Annotated in this window: 16 protein-coding genes and 1 tRNA gene; 9 read left to right on the forward strand and 8 right to left on the reverse strand. The window is 60.8% G+C overall.

All coding sequences use genetic code 11. From position 1 onward, the window contains the following. Positions 1–16: 16 nt before the first annotated feature. A complete protein-coding gene (locus BLS57_RS00585; protein ID WP_093738130.1) occupies positions 17–466 on the reverse strand; it encodes a MarR family winged helix-turn-helix transcriptional regulator in 450 nt (149 codons plus the stop codon). A 66-nt stretch (positions 467–532) separates the two neighbouring features. Between BLS57_RS00585 and hmgA the strand changes: the two genes are divergently transcribed. The 8 genes from hmgA to BLS57_RS00625 all read left to right on the forward strand — a co-directional run bounded on the left by hmgA (position 533) and on the right by BLS57_RS00625 (position 8901). Next, the gene (gene hmgA, locus BLS57_RS00590; RefSeq protein WP_093738132.1) at positions 533–1894 is read left to right on the forward strand and encodes a homogentisate 1,2-dioxygenase; all 1362 of its coding nucleotides are present in this window, start codon (positions 533–535) and stop codon (positions 1892–1894) included. 20 nt (positions 1895–1914) lie between these two features. Then, complete coding sequence (gene fahA, locus BLS57_RS00595; RefSeq protein ID WP_093738134.1) at positions 1915–3168, forward strand: fumarylacetoacetase; 1254 nt, start codon at positions 1915–1917, stop codon at positions 3166–3168. A 54-nt stretch (positions 3169–3222) separates the two neighbouring features. Then, the gene (locus BLS57_RS00600; protein WP_093738136.1) at positions 3223–4176 is read left to right on the forward strand and encodes an MBL fold metallo-hydrolase; all 954 of its coding nucleotides are present in this window, start codon (positions 3223–3225) and stop codon (positions 4174–4176) included. Beyond that, entirely contained in the window at positions 4173–4430 is a 258-nt protein-coding gene (locus tag BLS57_RS00605; RefSeq protein WP_093738138.1) for a hypothetical protein, read from the forward strand. The genes BLS57_RS00600 and BLS57_RS00605 overlap by 4 nt, the downstream gene beginning before the upstream one ends. A 17-nt stretch (positions 4431–4447) precedes the next feature. Next, entirely contained in the window at positions 4448–6055 is a 1608-nt protein-coding gene (locus tag BLS57_RS00610) for an FAD-dependent oxidoreductase (protein ID WP_093738140.1), read from the forward strand. Continuing rightward, positions 6052–6255 carry a DUF2783 domain-containing protein gene (locus BLS57_RS00615; RefSeq protein ID WP_093738142.1) on the forward strand — a complete coding sequence of 68 codons (204 nt, stop codon included), beginning with the start codon at positions 6052–6054 and terminating at the stop codon, positions 6253–6255. The genes BLS57_RS00610 and BLS57_RS00615 overlap by 4 nt, the downstream gene beginning before the upstream one ends. 84 nt (positions 6256–6339) lie before the next feature. Continuing rightward, a complete protein-coding gene (locus tag BLS57_RS00620) occupies positions 6340–6966 on the forward strand; it encodes a LysE family translocator (RefSeq protein WP_093738144.1) in 627 nt (208 codons plus the stop codon). A 258-nt stretch (positions 6967–7224) separates the two neighbouring features. Continuing rightward, entirely contained in the window at positions 7225–8901 is a 1677-nt protein-coding gene (locus BLS57_RS00625; protein WP_093738146.1) for an ABC transporter substrate-binding protein, read from the forward strand. Between the two features lie 64 nt (positions 8902–8965). On the opposite strand, the gene BLS57_RS00630 is transcribed toward BLS57_RS00625, so the two are convergent. The 7 genes from BLS57_RS00630 to BLS57_RS00660 form a co-directional block, all read right to left on the reverse strand. Further along, positions 8966–9901 (reverse strand): acetamidase/formamidase family protein, encoded by a 936-nt coding sequence (locus BLS57_RS00630; RefSeq protein ID WP_093738148.1) that lies wholly within the window; start codon positions 9899–9901, stop codon positions 8966–8968. After that, on the reverse strand, positions 9898–10866 hold the full coding sequence (locus BLS57_RS00635; protein WP_093738150.1) for a Gfo/Idh/MocA family protein: 969 nt from the start codon (positions 10864–10866) through the stop codon (positions 9898–9900). Before BLS57_RS00635 ends, BLS57_RS00630 begins: the two co-directional genes overlap by 4 nt. 75 nt (positions 10867–10941) lie before the next feature. Beyond that, positions 10942–11373, reverse strand: a complete 432-nt coding sequence (locus BLS57_RS00640) for an acyl-CoA thioesterase (RefSeq protein WP_093738152.1) — start codon at positions 11371–11373, stop codon at positions 10942–10944. Positions 11374–11454: 81 nt separating this feature from the next. After that, complete coding sequence (locus tag BLS57_RS00645; RefSeq protein WP_093739097.1) at positions 11455–12774, reverse strand: TRAP transporter large permease; 1320 nt, start codon at positions 12772–12774, stop codon at positions 11455–11457. A gap of 1 nt (position 12775) precedes the next feature. Further along, on the reverse strand, positions 12776–13357 hold the full coding sequence (locus tag BLS57_RS00650; protein WP_093738154.1) for a TRAP transporter small permease: 582 nt from the start codon (positions 13355–13357) through the stop codon (positions 12776–12778). Positions 13358–13432: 75 nt separating this feature from the next. After that, entirely contained in the window at positions 13433–14473 is a 1041-nt protein-coding gene (locus BLS57_RS00655) for a TRAP transporter substrate-binding protein (protein ID WP_093738156.1), read from the reverse strand. 172 nt (positions 14474–14645) lie between these two features. Then, a tRNA-Met gene (locus tag BLS57_RS00660) sits at positions 14646–14722 on the reverse strand. A 149-nt stretch (positions 14723–14871) separates the two neighbouring features. Here BLS57_RS00660 and BLS57_RS00665 point away from each other — a divergent pair. Then, positions 14872–15807, forward strand: a complete 936-nt coding sequence (locus tag BLS57_RS00665) for a fatty acid desaturase family protein (RefSeq protein ID WP_093738158.1) — start codon at positions 14872–14874, stop codon at positions 15805–15807. The last annotated feature ends 4 nt before the right edge of the window (positions 15808–15811 follow it).

Consider the following 15811-nt stretch of genomic DNA (forward strand, 5'->3'; position numbering starts at 1 on the left):
TGGCGCTTTGTGCAGCTTAAGTAAAGCCCCCCGGCCCCGCCTCGGACAGTTTTTGCAACGCCCGCCGCAGCACGTCGGCTTCGGGCGCGTCAAGCGTATCCATGAGCGCCGCGTCATAGCGCTGCGCGACGGCACGCAGATCGTCATAGGCGGCTTGCCCCTGCCGCGTCAGAGCGAGATGTTCGACCCGGCGATCTCCTTCGTCCCGAGACCGGGTAACGAAACGTCGCTCAGTCAAGCGGTGCACGGCGCGGCTGATCTTGGTTTTATGCATCCGTGCACGCTGGCCAATCTCGCTTGCCGTGAGACGACCATAGAGGCCAAGGTGAAACAGCACGCGCCATTCGGTGCGCAACATGCCGTAGCGGTCCTTGTAGATTTGCTGAAATTCGCGGGAGGATGCTTCGGCGGCCTGATTGAGGAGATAGGGCAAGAAGCCCTGCAGATCGAACTCGTCGTTTTCCATTGCGCGCCGCTTGTTAGTTACAAAACCAACTATTACAAACGCAACAGATTCCGCAAGGGGGCCGAGATGACCAGCCATACCAAGCCGTCCACGATGATCACCGCAGCCACGACCTCTGGCACGCATCCGGGCTATATGCCGGGTTTCGGCAATGATTTTGAGACCGAGGCCCTCCCCGGCGCCTTGCCGCAGGGCATGAATTCACCGCAGAAGTGCAACTATGGGCTTTATGGCGAGCAACTCTCCGGCACCGCTTTTACAGCGCCAAGTCATGCGAATGAGCGCACTTGGTGCTACCGCATCCGTCCGTCGGTGAAACATTCGGGCCGCTATGCTCGCATCGATCTGCCCTATTGGAAATCTGCGCCGCATATCCCCAAGGACGTGACCAGCCTTGGTCAATACCGATGGGATCCGGTGCCGCATTCCGACGAAAAACTTACATGGCTCACTGGCATGCGCACCATGACCACGGCGGGGGATGTGAACACGCAGGTCGGTATGGCCAGTCATATATACCTTGTGACCGACAGTATGGTGGATAGCTATTTCTATTCCGCAGACAGCGAACTGTTGATTGTCCCGCAAGAAGGCAGCCTACGGTTTTGCACTGAACTAGGCGTCATGGACATTGCCCCGCAGGAGATCGCGATCATTCCGCGCGGGCTGGTCTACCGCGTCGAAGTGCTGGACGGCCCAGCGCGCGGTTTTGTTTGTGAGAACTACGGTCAGAAGTTCCACCTGCCGTCTCGTGGCCCGATTGGGGCGAACTGCATGGCCAACCGGCGCGACTTCAAGACCCCGGTGGCGGCCTTTGAGGATCGCGAGGTACCCTCGACCGTGACAATCAAATGGTGTGGCCAATTTCATGAGACCAAGATCGGGCATTCGCCGCTCGACGTGGTGGCATGGCATGGCAACTATGCCCCAGTGAAGTATGATCTGAACACCTATTGCCCTGTCGGGGCGGTGCTGTTTGATCACCCGGATCCGTCTATCTTTACCGTGCTGACCGCGCCTTCGGGCGTCGAGGGGACTGCCAATATCGACTTCGTGCTGTTCCGCGACCGCTGGATGGTGGCCGAGGATACCTTCCGCCCGCCGTGGTATCATAAGAACATCATGTCTGAGCTGATGGGCAATATTCACGGTCAATATGACGCCAAGCCCAAGGGCTTTGTCCCCGGTGGCATGAGCCTGCATAATATGATGCTGCCTCATGGGCCGGACCGGAATGCCTTTGAGGGGGCCTCCAACGCTGAGCTTGCGCCCCATAAGCTCGACAATACGATGTCGTTCATGTTCGAGACCCGCTTCCCGCAGCATCTGACGGAATTTGCCGCCAAAGAGGCCCCTTTGCAGGATGACTACATCGACTGCTGGGAGAGTCTTGAGAAGAATTTTGACGGCACGCCGGGCAAGAAGTGACTGGCCCCGAAAGGACCGAGATGACCTTGATGACCTCTTGGGTGGAAAGCGCTAACAGCGCTGATACCGACTTTCCGCTGAACAACCTGCCCTATGGTGTGTTTTCGACCAACCGGCTTGAGGCCCGCTGCGGCGTGGCGATTGGGGACCAGATCCTCGACATGGCAGCGCTTGAGGAAGAGGGGCTGATTGCCCTCTCTGAAGAGCCGGTTTTTGACGTGCCCTATTGGAACGATGTGATGGACCTTGGCCCCGAGGCTTGGGAAACGCTGCGCGCGCGATTGATTGAACTGCTCACCACCGACGCCGCAGATCAAGCAACCGTTGCTCCGCATCTGGTGCCGATGGCAGAGGCGCGGTTGCACATGCCGATGGTCGTCTCGGAATACACCGATTTCTACGCGGGCAAGCATCACGCCACCAATGTCGGCACGATGTTTCGCGGGGCCGAGAACGCGCTGCCGCCGAACTGGCTGCATATCCCTATTGGCTACAATGGCCGCGCCTCGACGGTTGTGGTCTCGGGCACCGAGATCACGCGGCCCAATGGCCAATTGAAGGCCCCCGAGGCCGAGACGCCGCATTTCGGTCGCTGTCAAAAACTCGACATCGAGTTGGAGATGGGCGCGATTGTGGGCACATCGACCGAGATGGGCCAGCCGATCCGTATCGAAGACGCAGATGAAATGATCTTTGGCTACGTCCTGCTGAATGATTGGTCAGCGCGCGACATTCAGGCGTGGGAATACCAACCATTGGGCCCGTTTCAGGCCAAGGCCTTTGCGACGTCGGTCAGCCCGTGGATCGTGACCCGCGCCGCGCTTGAGCCCTTCCGCACTTCGACACCCGAGCGCGAGAAAGACCTCCTGCCCTACCTGCGCGAGACCAAACCCGGCCTCTATGACATCAACCTCTCGGTGCTGCTGCAGCCCGAAAGCGGCGAGGCCGAGCAAATCGCCCGCACCAATTATCGCGAGATGTATTACTCCGCCGCCCAACAACTCACCCATCACGCCTCTTCGGGCTGCGCGATGAACTCGGGCGATCTCTTGGGCTCTGGCACGATCTCCGGCCCCGACAAATCGCAACGTGGCTCGCTGCTGGAACTGAGTTGGGGCGGCAAAGAGCCGATCACCCTGAAAGACGGCAGCACCCGCAGCTTTGTCGAAGACGGCGATACGCTGACCCTCACCGGCCACGCACAGGGCGATGGCTTCCGCGTGGGTTTCGGTTCCTGCATCGGCAAAATTCGCCCGGCAATCGACTTTCCCTGAATACCAGAACACGCGGCGCGAGAGCGCAGGCATCCCAAGACAGAAGGACACAGCATGGCCAAGAAATTCGCATCCCAAGGGGATATGACCGAAAAGGAAATCTCTTTCACGCAGGTCGGTGACGGGCTCTATGCCTTCACCGCCGAGGGCGACCCGAACTCCGGTGTCATCATCGGCGACGACAGCGTGATGATCATCGAAGCACAGGCCACCCCGCGACTGGCCAATAAGGTCATCGAATGTGTCCGCTCGGTCACCGACAAACCGATCAGCCATGTGGTGCTGACACACTACCACGCCGTGCGCGTGCTCGGCGCCTCGGCCTTTGGCGCGCAGCAGATCATCATGTCCGAAAAAGCCCGCGCCATGGTCGCAGAGCGGGGCCAAGAGGATTGGGACAGCGAGTTTGAACGCTTCCCGCGTCTGTTTGAAGGTCACGAGAGCATCCCCGGCCTGACATGGCCCACTACCACCTTCAACGGTCGTATGAGCGTCTATCTGGGCAAGCGCCGGGTCGATATCATGCAACTGGGCCGCGCCCATACGGCGGGTGACGCGGTGATCTATGTGCCGGACCAGAACGTCATGTTCACCGGCGACATCGTCGAATACCACTCCGCCTGCTATTGTGGAGACGGGCATTTCCACGACTGGCCCGGCACGCTGGAACGCATCCGCGCCTTTGACCTTGACGCCATTGCGCCGGGGCGCGGTGACGCGCTGGTGGGCCGCGATATGGTCAACGCGGCGATCGACAGCACCGCCGACTTCGTGCGCTCGACCTACCGCCCCGCAGCCCGTGTCGCCCTGCGCGGCGGCACGCTGAAAGAGGCATGGGACGCCGTGCGCGCCGAGTGCGACCCCAAGTTCGGCGACTATGCGATCTATGAGCACTGCCTGCCCTTCAACGTCGCCCGCGCCTATGACGAAGCGCTCGACATCGACACACCGCGCATCTGGACCGCCGCCCGCGACAAAGAGATGTGGGAGGCGCTGTCGGACGCATGAGCCTGCTGCCTGTCCTTCTCAACGCGTTTATCGTGCTGGCGCTGGCCGTCTGGGCCTATCTGGTCTTCACCACGGTGATGGACCAGCGCCGGGAGGCTGCGCGACGCAGTGGGCAGGCATTTGCGGGGCTACGGAAGGGCACTGGCGCATGGCTGCACTGGCTGCGTGCGCCTGAAACGCGCGGCGCGCGCTGGCGGCTGGCTTTGGTCACGCTTCTGCTGCTGGCCCTGCTCGCCGCCCGCGCGTTCGTCTGACCTCGAAGGAACACCCAATGGCCTACGCCTATACCCCCTTCCCCTACAGCCCCCCGCCTGGCCTCACTGCGCCCGAGCCGAGACATCCGGTGGTGATTGTGGGGGCTGGTCCCATTGGCTTGTCCATGGCGGTGGACCTTGCCCTGCGCGGCGTAAAATCCGTGGTGCTGGACGACAACAACGTGGTCTCCCTCGGCTCCCGTGCGATCTGTTGGGCTAATCGCACTCTTGAGATTTTTGACCGGCTCGGGATCGGCGAGCGCATGCTCGCCAAGGGCGTGACGTGGAAAGTGGGCCGACAATTTCACGGCGACCGCGAAGTCTATAACTTCGATCTATTGCCGGAACCGGGGCACAAATACCCCGCTTTCGTGAACCTGCAGCAATATTACATCGAGCAATACCTCGTCGAACGTGCGCAGGACTTTCCTGACCTCATCGACCTGCGCTTCCTCAATAAGGTTACAGACCACAAGGGCCATGCGGATCACGTCGAACTGACGATCGAGACCCCAGACGGGCCCTATCGGTTAGAGACCGACTGGTACATCGCCTGCGACGGTGCGGGCTCGGCCACCCGCAAACGTATGGCGCTGCCCTTTGAAGGTCAGACATTTGATGAGCATTTTCTAATCGCCGATGTGGAGATGGAGACTTCTCCCTTCGGCAACCACAACACGCCGGAGCGCTGGTTTTGGTTCGCACCTCCCTTTCACAACGGTCAATCCGCGCTGCTGCACAAACAGCCCGACAACATCTATCGCATCGACCTACAACTGGGGCCGGAGACCGACCCAAAAGCCGAGGCGACCGAGGAGAAGGTCGTTCCGAGGGTGAAGCAGATGCTGGGTGATGCGCCGTTCCGGCTGGACTGGATGAGCGTCTATAAATTCCACTGCGCGCGGTTAGAGAAGTTTGTGCATGACCGCGTAATCTTTGTCGGCGACAGCGCCCATGTGGTTAGCCCCTTCGGCGCGCGGGGCGGCAATGGCGGGGTGCAGGATGTCGACAACCTCGGCTGGAAACTCGCCGCGGTTGTCCGGGGCGAAGCGCAGCCGAGCTTGATTGAGAGCTATGACATTGAGCGCGGCCATGCGGCAGATGAGAACATGCGCAACTCGGCGCGCGCGACAAACTTCATGACGCCCAAGACCCCTATTGAAGCGCTCTTCCGTGACGAGGTTCTGAATCTCGCCGCAGATCACCCGTTCGCGCGCAAACTAATTAACTCGGGCCGACTGTCACAGCCTTGCTCACTGGCGCATAGCCCCTTGCAGACTTCCGGGGACGCGCCGCTAGAGCCAGGAAGTGCCTTGCTTGATGCGCCGCTCCGCGGCCCTGCAGGGGAAACTTGGATGGTCCAAGAAGCACAAGGTGCCTTCACCTTGCTTGCCATTGGCAACATCACACCGCCAGAACTGCCCGGCATCGCGCGGATTGGCATTAACCAAAATGTCTCCGACTACCCCTGTTTCAGCGATCCCGACGGTTACGCCACCCGCCGCTACGGCTCGGAGCGCCTCTACCTGCTGCGACCTGACGGGCATGTCTGTGCGAGCTTTGACCATGCCGACAGCGCCGCGATCAAAGCGGCCCATGCCCGTGCCACAGGAGCCTGCTCATGACCTTGCCAACCCTTGACGACAACCTCGGCACCGAGGGCGATACGGTCTATGCCGCGCTAATGACCGCGCATGAAGGGCTGTCAGAAAGCGAAAGCCACGCGCTGAATGCGCGACTGGTGCTGATCTTGGCGAATGAGATCGGCGATCGTTCCCGGCTCGAAGAGCTGTTTGCCGCAGCGCGCGCGGCCGGGCGGCGGTAGCAAGACGCCAGCCGATAGAGCACTTTACTTTGCGGACGTTCTATTGATCACTGGATGAATAGACATCTCTCAGGAGGCACCGCAATGGAACTGCACGTCTGGCTCGCCTTCGCTTCGGCCTCCATCGCCCTCTTGCTGATACCGGGACCGACCGTGCTCCTGATCCTCAGCTACGCCATATCGCAAGGGCGGCGGGTAGCTTTGGCAACCGTTGCAGGCGTTGCTTTAGGCGATCTGATTGCCATGTCAGCATCTCTGGCTGGCCTTGGCGCATTGGTGCTGACCTCGGCTAAACTGTTCATTCTGCTAAAGTGGGTCGGCGCGGCCTATCTTGTCTATCTCGGTATCAAGCTCTTTCGCAGCGCGCCGGCTGCATCGCTCGGCATGCTGGGCGATGCGCCTGAAGCATCGGTGCGGACGGTCTTTGCCCATTCGGCAGCCGTGACCGCGCTCAACCCGAAATCCATCGTCTTCTTCATCGCTTTCGTGCCGCAGTTCATCCATCCGAACGCCGTATTGGCTCCGCAGTTCGGGGTGCTCATCGCGACATTCGTTGGTTTTGCAGCAGTGAATGCGCTGGCCTACGCCCTGCTCGCCGATAAGCTGCGCCAGAAAATCGCACGTCCCTCGGTCTTGCCCTTCCTCACCAGATTGGGCGGTGCCACGTTGGTCGCCATGGGTGTGGCGACCGCAACGCTACGGCGTTCGTAAGAGTCTTCTAGGTACCCATCTATGCCGACTGATCTCTAAAATATTAAACATATTCGCAGGCTTGCCCGCCTCTCTCCGCACGCTATCTCAACGCTCACTCTGGCGCGGCAGGCTTGACCTAGGCCGTCTGATCGGCAGACTGGCAAGACGCGCCTCACCAGAATGGCGATTAACGCAGGTTAACTGCATCACCTGATCAAACCCCGAAACGGGGTCTTCGCGACACCTCAGACTGTCGCGACAACAGAGAGGAAAATCATGGAATTTTTCACACGTACTGGAAAACCACTGCCGCAATCCGTGCTGAAGTCAGCCGAGAAAGCCAAGTCCGACCCGGTCAGCCGACGCGAGTTTCTGGCCGTGGCCAGCGCCTTTGGTGCAACCTCGGCCACCGCCTATGCGATGCTCGGCATGGCGCGCCCGGCACAGGCCGAAGCCCATGCCAACCTCAAAGAGGGCGGCACGGTTCGGATGCAGATGGAAGTGCGTGCTTTGAAAGAGCCGCGTACCTTTGACTGGTCGCAGATCGCGAACTTCACCCGCGGTTGGCTGGAATATCTCGCGGTCTGGGAGAATGACGGCACCTTCTCCCCCGCCCTGCTGGAAAGCTGGGAGATCAACGACGACGCAACCGAATATGTCCTGAACGTCCGCAAGGGCGTCAAATGGAACGACGGCAGCGATTTCACCGCGCAGGACGTGGCGCGCAACATCGAGGGCTGGTGTGACAAGTCGCTCGAAGGCAACTCCATGGCAGGCCGCTTCGCCACTCTGATCGATGAAGAAACCGGCAAAGCGATCGAGGGCGCGATTGAGGTTGTGGACGACCATACCGTCAAGCTGACCCTGCCCAAGTCCGACATCACCTTGATCCCCGGCATGGCCGACTACCCCGCCGCTATCACGCCCGAGGGCTTTGACGCGGACAACATGCTGGAGAACCCCGTCGGCACTGGCCCCTATCTGCCAGAATCGCTCGAAGTTGGCGTCAAAAGCGTGCTGGTCAAGAATCCCGACCATACATGGTGGGGCACCGAGGTGTTCGGCGGCCCCTACATCGACCGCTTGGAATATATCGACTACGGCACCGACCCCTCCGCTTGGATCGCCGCCGCCGAAGCCGAAGAGGTCGACGCTTTCTATTCGATGGAAGGCGAATATATCGACATCATGAGCACGCTGGACGGTTGGGTAGAGAACGAGATCGCCTCTGCCGCGACCATCGTGATCCGCCCCAACCAACTGGCCGAGATCGACGGCCAGAAGCCCTATGAAGACAAGCGCGTGCGCAACGCGCTGCAACTGGCGGTCGACAACGCGGTGCTGCTGGAGCTTGGCTATGCCGGGCGCGGGATCGTGGCCGAGAACCACCACGTCGGCCCGATGCACCCGGAATACGCTGAGATTGATCCGCCTAAGACTGACCCCGCCGCCGCCAAAGCCCTGATGGAAGAGGCGGGCATGGCCGACTATGAGCATGAGCTCTTCTCCATCGACGACGCCTGGCGCAAGGACACCACCGATGCTGTCGCCGCGCAGCTGCGTGACGCGGGCATTCCGGTGAAACGCACGATCCTGCCCGGTTCGACCTTCTGGAACGACTGGACGAAGTATCCCTTCTCCTCGACCAACTGGAACGCGCGGCCCTTGGGTGTGCAAATCTGGGCGCTGGCCTACCGCTCGGGCGAGGCGTGGAACGAGTTCGGCTATGCGAACCCTGAGTTCGACGCGCTGCTTTCTGAGGCGCTCGCCACAGCAGATGTCGATGCCCGCCGCGAGATCATGGCGAAGGGTGAGAAGATGCTGCAAGACGACGGCGTCACGATCCAGCCCTACTGGCGGTCGCTCTATAACCACACCCGCGAGGGTCTGGTCGGTGCGGGCCACCATATCGGTTTTGAGTATCATCCGGCGCGCATGGCGTGGACTGAGTGATCTGATCGACAGAACAACAAAGGGCCGCAGCGATGCGGCCCTTTTCCGTTAAGGCGGTCAGGGTTCAGTCGTCGAGCAGAGCCTTGGCCATCATCATATGCACACCCTTTTCGCGGTTCACCGTCTGCGTCACCCGCAAATCCCCCGCCAGCGAACACAGCACATAGGCATCCTCGCGGCTGATCCCGGCGCGCTCTGACACCAGCGTGATCATATCGCGCAGGGCCATCTCGGCGCAGGTATCCAGACTGGGGGCCATGCCCATCGTGATAACATGCGTCGGCGTCTCGGCCTGCGGATAGGTCATCGGCTTGTCTTTCAGCACCGTCAGCCGGAACCGCCCCTGGAGGGCCGTCTCAATCGCTGTAACGCAGACCTCGCCATCCCCCTGCGCGCCGTGCCCGTCCCCGCAGGAGAAGAGCGCGCCTTCGGTATGCACCGGCAGGTAAAGCGTCGTACCTGCGACCAGTTCCTTATTGTCGATATTGCCGCCATGTTTGCGCGGCTCAATCGTAGCGATCCGTCCCCATTCGGGCGGCGGCGCCACGGCCATGACGCCAAAGAACGGGGCCAAGGGCAACTCCAGCCCCCAAGGCAGCCGGGCGATGCCCCGCTCTGCGTCGAGCGGGATATTGGTGTGATAGGTCTCGGGGAACTCCTGCGGCAAGGTGCCTGCCAGCGGGCGGATGAAGTTATAGCCCCAGTCTTGCCGCAGTGCGACGTCCAGAATGTCGACCTGCAGCACATCTCCCGGCATCGCGCCTTCGACGGCAACCGGGCCGGTCAAGATATGGCCGGGCATCGGCGGCGGCCCTGCGGCGTGGATCTCGTAAAGCTCGGGGGGCACGTGAAACCCCTCGGGCGGCAAGCTGTTCGGCGCGCCGGAGACAGTGTTGATGATGACCTCTTCGCCGCTCTTGATCGTCAGCGCGGCAGGCCGCGCCGCTTCGAAATAGCCCCAGTGACAGGTCTCGGGCGATGCGTTTAGCGTGGCGGTCATGTGCGGGTGCCTCCGTTTGACAAGATGCCTTCGATCAAAATCTGCACGCGCAGCGCTTCCTGCGGCGTCGCGAGGCGGTTTGGCTTGCCGGCCATAAGCAGAGCCATGTCGCTCAGCTGCGCTTTAAGGCTGCTCGCACGGTCGTCAGGCGGCGCACCGCTTGTCGGGGTGAAGGCTTCGCCGGTCGAGACCGTGTCGATCGAGAACTCCGAAATACGGCGGCTGGCCTTAGCGCCCTTCACCGTAACCTCTTGCCGATCTGGCTGCGCGCCGCCGACACTGCCGAGGATCGACACCGGCAGCCCCTGCGCATTGACCAGCCGCGCCGCGACGTGGGTCTCACAAAGTTTGTCATCAGGATATTCGGCATGCGCCCATGACAGTTCCAGCGGGCCGAGCACCCGTTCGCTGAGAAAGAGGAAATGCGAGATCACTTCGCGGGTCATCCCCCCCTCGGCGCTAAAGCGCAGCCAGTCTGCGTCCTTCTGCCAGGCACGCGGCCATGCGGGATAGGTCACGACAATGTCGATGCCGCAAAGATCCCCAAGCGCGCCTTCGTCGATAGAGCGCCGCAGATCGGTCAGCGCGGCCCCGGCCGCTTGGGTGAAGTTCACCGCTGCTGGCACACCCGCGGCTTCCAGTTCAGCCACTAACGCGCGGCTCTCGCCAATATCGACGCCAAGCGGTTTTTCGAGAAAGATCGCCTTCCCCGCTGCTGCCGCCTCCAGCGCATAGGCTTTGCGCGGCACCGGGGGACAGGCGAGATAAACCAAATCGACATCTGCCAAGGCCTCAAACGCAGTCTCAGCCAGAACCGCCTCCGGGGCCACCGCTTGCGCGGCCTTGCAAGCCGCCGGATCGGGATCCCAGATTGTGGCAACTGTAAACTCAGGATGCAGCACCATATGTTCGGCCATGCGCCGGCCCATGATCCCCAATCCGATAACCGCAGTTCTAATCGCCATCTTCGTCTCCCTCATATTGCCGCGCGATAAGACGCTGCAATCTGGGGAAGTTCAACCGCTCAGAGCGCAGGCACCTCAGGCAAGGTCGGCGCGCACCAAGGGCTCGATGACGCGGCGCAGTTCTTCGGGGGCGGATTGGCTCTCGAACACATCCGCACGGGTAAAGACGCAGGTAAAGGAGCCTTCAAAGCACAATACACCGTTCTGCCGCGCCTTCATGCCAAAGGTGATGGACTTATTGCCCAACCGCGTTGGATAGGTCTCACAAAGCAGCTTGTGGCGGGGCGTGACCGGGCTGCGAAAATCCATCGACAGGTTCACGAAAGGCGTGCCGATGTTGCGGTCGATTTCAAGCTGAAACCAGCCGTCCCCGTCAAAATGCGCCTCCCACCATGCGTTGATCGCGTCCAGCGCAAAATAGGGCAACCGCGCCGTATAGGCGATGCGCGCCGGGTCGCAATCGCCCCAAGTGACGTTGATCTCGTGAACGAAGTTTTCCGTGGTCATAGGGCTGCTCTCATCTGCTTATGGCGCGCGCGGCGCGGGGACTGTTCTAGCCCTTCCAGCCCCACGCGCAACCCGCTGCCCCTAGCCCGGCAACAAGAACAGCGTGATCGCGGGGAAGGCCACCAGCAGAACCACGCGCGCCATGTCGGAGCCCACGAAATACATCACCGCCTTGTAGGTTTCCTTCATAGGGGTGTCGCGGTCCATCGAGTTGATGATGAAGAGGTTCATCCCCACGGGAGGCGTGATCAGACCGACCTCGACCACAATCAGCACGAGGATGCCAAACCAGATCGCGAGATGCTCGGGGCTCATGCCGAAATCCATGGCCGAAATCACCGGAAAGAAGATCGGCACGGTCAGCAGGATCATCGACAGGCTGTCCATCAGGCAGCCGAAGATCAAGTAGAAGATCAGGATTACGATCAACACGGTCAGCGGCGCATAGCCCTGCGTAGTCACCCATTCCGCCATGAACTGAGGCACGCCAGAAAGTGCTAGAAACCCGTTGTAGAACCCCGCGCCCAAGACGATGAAAAAGATCATCGCGGTGGTCTTGGCCGTGCCCAATAGGCTGTCGCGCAGGACCGCCCAATTGAGCGAGCCCGCCAGCAATGCGGCCAACCCGGTGCCAGCCGCGCCGATGGCCGAACCTTCGGTCGGGGTGAACCAGCCCGCATAGATGCCGCCCACCACGACGACAAAGATCACCAGTACCGGCCAAGTGTCGGCAAGCGCCGAAAAGCGTTCGCGCATGGGCACAGGTGCGCGGGTGCCCGCGGCTTCGGGGTGTAGGCGCACATAGAGCGAGATCGTGGCGATATAGCCAAGCGCAGCGAGAATGCCGGGGATGAAGGCCGCGAGGAAGAGTTTTGCGATATTCTGTTCGGTGAGGATCGCATAGATCACGAGGATCACTGAGGGCGGGATCAGGATGCCCAGCGTACCGCCCGCCGCGAGCGTAGCTGTGGAAAAGCCACCCGAATAGCCGTAGCGCCGCAACTCTGGCAGTGCGACTTTGGACATGGTGGCCGCCGTCGCCAGCGACGAGCCACAGATGGCCCCAAATCCCGCACAGGCGCCCACAGCGGCCATTGCGACCCCGCCGCGCCGATGACCGAGAAAGCTCTCAGCCGCGCGGAACAGCTTGGAGGACATGCCCGAGAGCGTGGCGAACTGCCCCATCAGCAGGAACATCGGAATGATGCTCAGCGAATAGCTTGAGAAGGTCGTGTAGGTCTCGGACTTCAGCTTGGCCAACAGCGGCGTGGGGTTGCCGCCCATCGCCAGATACCAGCCGCCGAACCCGCAGAGCAGCATCGCCAGCCCGATGGGCGCGCGCAAGAAAACCATGATGAGCAGGACGGGGAAGGACCAGAAGCCCAATTCGAGGTTGGTCACGTCAATGGCCCCCGTGTTCACGTGGCAGTAGCGGCTTGTCCACCAGCGCTTCACCGATGCGCATCACCGCGCAGTAGAGCGCCGTCAGACAGGCCACCACACCGGCGGCAAAGCTCGCCGCATAGCCCCACCAGACCGGAAATTGCAGAAAGAGGGTCGTCTCGCCATTACCGATATAGCGCTGCATGCCCTCGTAAAGCCGCCAGATCAGCAGCAGGATCACCAGCGTAAGGATGACTTCCCAAAAGGCCGCGATCCAGGCGTTGATACGACGCGGCAGCATCGAAGTGAAAATATCGACACTGGCATGGGCACCATAGAGTTGGCAGATCGGCAGAAAGGCGAAGATCGCAAAGGCGACACCGGCCTCTAGTATCTCATAGTTGCCGTTAATCTCTCCCACCCCGAGGTCCAGCACGAACTGGGCAAAGCCATTGAGGGTCGTGTCAAAAAAGTCTCCGTGCAACGCTTTGTTCACTGTTCGCCCGATGATCGACAGCGTGGTCAGCAGGACGAGGGCAATCAGCGCCAGTCCACCGGCCAGCGCGGTGCCACGGGCGAGAAAGAAGATCGTTCGATGCATGCGAAACCTGCCTTGCGGGTGGAAAAAGGTCTGCGGCGGGCTGTGCCGCCGCAGACCTGAGCCATGTCGTCTGTCTTATTTGTCGTAGTCGGCCATCAGGGCGCGGGCTTCGTCGATGAGCGCTTGCCCGTCAATGCCCTTGTCCTTCATCTCGGCGATCCATTCGTCATAGATCGGCTCCGCAGCCTTGCGCCAAACTTCGGTTTCTTCGTCGTTCAGCGTGACGATGTTATTGCCCAGATCGACCGCCACTTGCCGCGCTGGCCCGTCGGCATCAGCCTGTGTGCCGCCCGCAAAGATCGAGAATTCCAGACCCGAATTCTCGTCCACGACCTTTTTCAGATCATCCGGCAGGCTCTCGTATTTGTCTTTGTTCATCGCCAGAACAAAGGTCAGCACATAAAGCGCGTTGCCCGTAAACTCGGTGTGGTTGTTGACCAGTTCAGAGACCTTCAGCGCCGGGGTCACTTCCCAAGGGATGGTGGTGCCGTCGATCACGCCTTTGGACAGCCCTTCGGGGATCGCCGGGACCGGCATACCGACCGGCGTGGCGCCGACCTTCTCAAGCAATTTGTTCGCCAGACGCGAGCCGCCACGGATTTTCATGCCCTGCAGGTCATCCGGAGTGCGAACCTCTTTGTTGGTGTGCAACATGCCGGGGCCATGCACCCATGCGCCGAGGATATGCACATCCTTGAACTCGGAATCCTTCATGTGCTTTTCGAACATCTGCCAATAGGCCGAGGACGCCGCGCGGGCGTTGGTCATCATGAAGGGCAGTTCGAACACTTCGGTGCTGGGATAGCGACCCGGCGTATAGCCGACCACGGTCCAGACCACATCGGCCACACCGTCGATGGCCTGATCCATCAGTTCTGGTGGCGTGCCGCCCAACTGCATGGAGGGGTAACGCTCGACTTTGATCCGGCCTTCGCTGGCCTCTTCGACATTGTCGGCCCAGACATCAAGGATCAGCTTGGGCACATTGGCCTGCGGCGGTAGGAACTGATGCAGGCGCAGTGTCACGTCCTGCGCCAAGGCCGAGGTTGCCCCCAGCCCCATCGCCAGCGCTGTGGCGCCCGCAAGTTTCAAAAAACCATGCCGTGTGAATTTCATATCTCTCTCCCTATCGATGCCCGCGCCCGGTTTGCCCCGGTCTACAGCATCTTCGCTATTCGCAGGCTGACGCTATGCGACACATGGTTTTTTGTCACGGTGAATATGCAGGCAAAAACGCGCGACAAACGCCCGAAGCGGTCATATTTGTCAGTGGGATCAAGGAGAAGGATGGTGGCGTTACCTGGATTTGAACCAGGGACCTAACGATTATGAGTCGTTCGCTCTAACCAACTGAGCTATAACGCCATCGGCGCGGGAGGTACCGCCGCTGGGCGATGCCGTCAAGGGCGAAAAAACCCTTCGCTGTGAATTAGCGGAAAAAACCTCACGCAGGTTTGCTTGGGCTTAAGCCACGTCACTCTTGACGCATTGCGGTTTCAGCGCGACCCTGAAGCATGACACCCGGAAAAGCCCATCTTTCAGCCGAGCAAATCCGTGTGCTGGCCGCGCGGTCTGACGTCATGGGAGCTTGGCTGGTCTTGCATTGTTGGGGCGTGATCACTTTGGCGGTCGCGGGCTTTGCGCTTTGGCCAAATGCGCTCACCTTCTTGCTGGCTGTGGTGCTTATCGGCTCGCGGCAGCTGGGCTTGGCGATCCTGATGCACGAAGCCGCCCACAACGCGTTGTTCAAGACGCGGGCAGTGAATGAGTTCGTCGGCGAGTGGCTCTGCGGGCGGCCCATTTTGGCGGAGCTGCGCAGCTACCGGCACTACCACCTGACCCACCACCGATTTACCCAGACTGAGAAAGACCCCGATCTGGTGCTCTCGTCCAAATTTCCGACCAGTCATGCCAGCTTGCAGCGCAAGTTTATCCGCGACCTGACCGGGCAAACCGGCATTAGGCAACTCTTGGCGCAGATCATCATGTCTTTCCGGCTGGCCGGGGATGACGATGCCATCGAAGCCGCCAATCAAGATGCCGCTCAGGCCTTCAAGGCGCGCGACCTTTGGAAATCGCTGCCGGTTTTTCTCGGCGTGGCACTACTGATGAGCCTTGTCGGAGAGTGGTGGTACGGGCTGGCCTTCTGGCTGCTGCCCTATCTCACGTGGTTCCAACTGGTGCTGCGCGTCCGCAACATTGCCGAACATGGCGCCACCGAGCAATCCGAAGACCCGCTGCGCAATGTGCGCACGACACAGGCAGGGCCCATCGCCCGCGCGCTGGTCGCGCCCTATTGGGTGAACTACCACCTTGAGCATCATATGGTGATGCATGTGCCCTGCTGGCGCCTGCCTGCGCTGCATGACATGCTTTGCAAAGCCGGACTGAAGGAGCGCATGAATGTCGCCTCGAACTACCGCCACGCATTGGCTGAGGCAGGCTGGTAGCGGC

The sequence above is a fragment of the Sulfitobacter delicatus genome (assembly GCF_900102535.1).
Classification (GTDB): Bacteria; Pseudomonadota; Alphaproteobacteria; order Rhodobacterales; family Rhodobacteraceae; genus Sulfitobacter; species Sulfitobacter delicatus.

Excerpts from the sequence above, each read along its gene's own strand:
- BLS57_RS00585 (WP_093738130.1), bottom strand. The coding sequence starts at position 466 with ATGGAAAACGACGAGTTCGATCTGCAGGGCTTCTTGCCCTATCTCCTC.
- hmgA (WP_093738132.1), top strand. The coding sequence starts at position 533 with ATGACCAGCCATACCAAGCCGTCCACGATGATCACCGCAGCCACGACC.
- fahA (WP_093738134.1), top strand. The coding sequence starts at position 1,915 with ATGACCTTGATGACCTCTTGGGTGGAAAGCGCTAACAGCGCTGATACC.
- BLS57_RS00600 (WP_093738136.1), top strand. The coding sequence starts at position 3,223 with ATGGCCAAGAAATTCGCATCCCAAGGGGATATGACCGAAAAGGAAATC.
- BLS57_RS00605 (WP_093738138.1), top strand. The coding sequence starts at position 4,173 with ATGAGCCTGCTGCCTGTCCTTCTCAACGCGTTTATCGTGCTGGCGCTG.
- BLS57_RS00610 (WP_093738140.1), top strand. The coding sequence starts at position 4,448 with ATGGCCTACGCCTATACCCCCTTCCCCTACAGCCCCCCGCCTGGCCTC.
- BLS57_RS00615 (WP_093738142.1), top strand. The coding sequence starts at position 6,052 with ATGACCTTGCCAACCCTTGACGACAACCTCGGCACCGAGGGCGATACG.
- BLS57_RS00620 (WP_093738144.1), top strand. The coding sequence starts at position 6,340 with ATGGAACTGCACGTCTGGCTCGCCTTCGCTTCGGCCTCCATCGCCCTC.
- BLS57_RS00625 (WP_093738146.1), top strand. The coding sequence starts at position 7,225 with ATGGAATTTTTCACACGTACTGGAAAACCACTGCCGCAATCCGTGCTG.
- BLS57_RS00630 (WP_093738148.1), bottom strand. The coding sequence starts at position 9,901 with ATGACCGCCACGCTAAACGCATCGCCCGAGACCTGTCACTGGGGCTAT.
- BLS57_RS00635 (WP_093738150.1), bottom strand. The coding sequence starts at position 10,866 with ATGGCGATTAGAACTGCGGTTATCGGATTGGGGATCATGGGCCGGCGC.
- BLS57_RS00640 (WP_093738152.1), bottom strand. The coding sequence starts at position 11,373 with ATGACCACGGAAAACTTCGTTCACGAGATCAACGTCACTTGGGGCGAT.
- BLS57_RS00650 (WP_093738154.1), bottom strand. The coding sequence starts at position 13,357 with ATGCATCGAACGATCTTCTTTCTCGCCCGTGGCACCGCGCTGGCCGGT.
- BLS57_RS00655 (WP_093738156.1), bottom strand. The coding sequence starts at position 14,473 with ATGAAATTCACACGGCATGGTTTTTTGAAACTTGCGGGCGCCACAGCG.
- BLS57_RS00665 (WP_093738158.1), top strand. The coding sequence starts at position 14,872 with ATGACACCCGGAAAAGCCCATCTTTCAGCCGAGCAAATCCGTGTGCTG.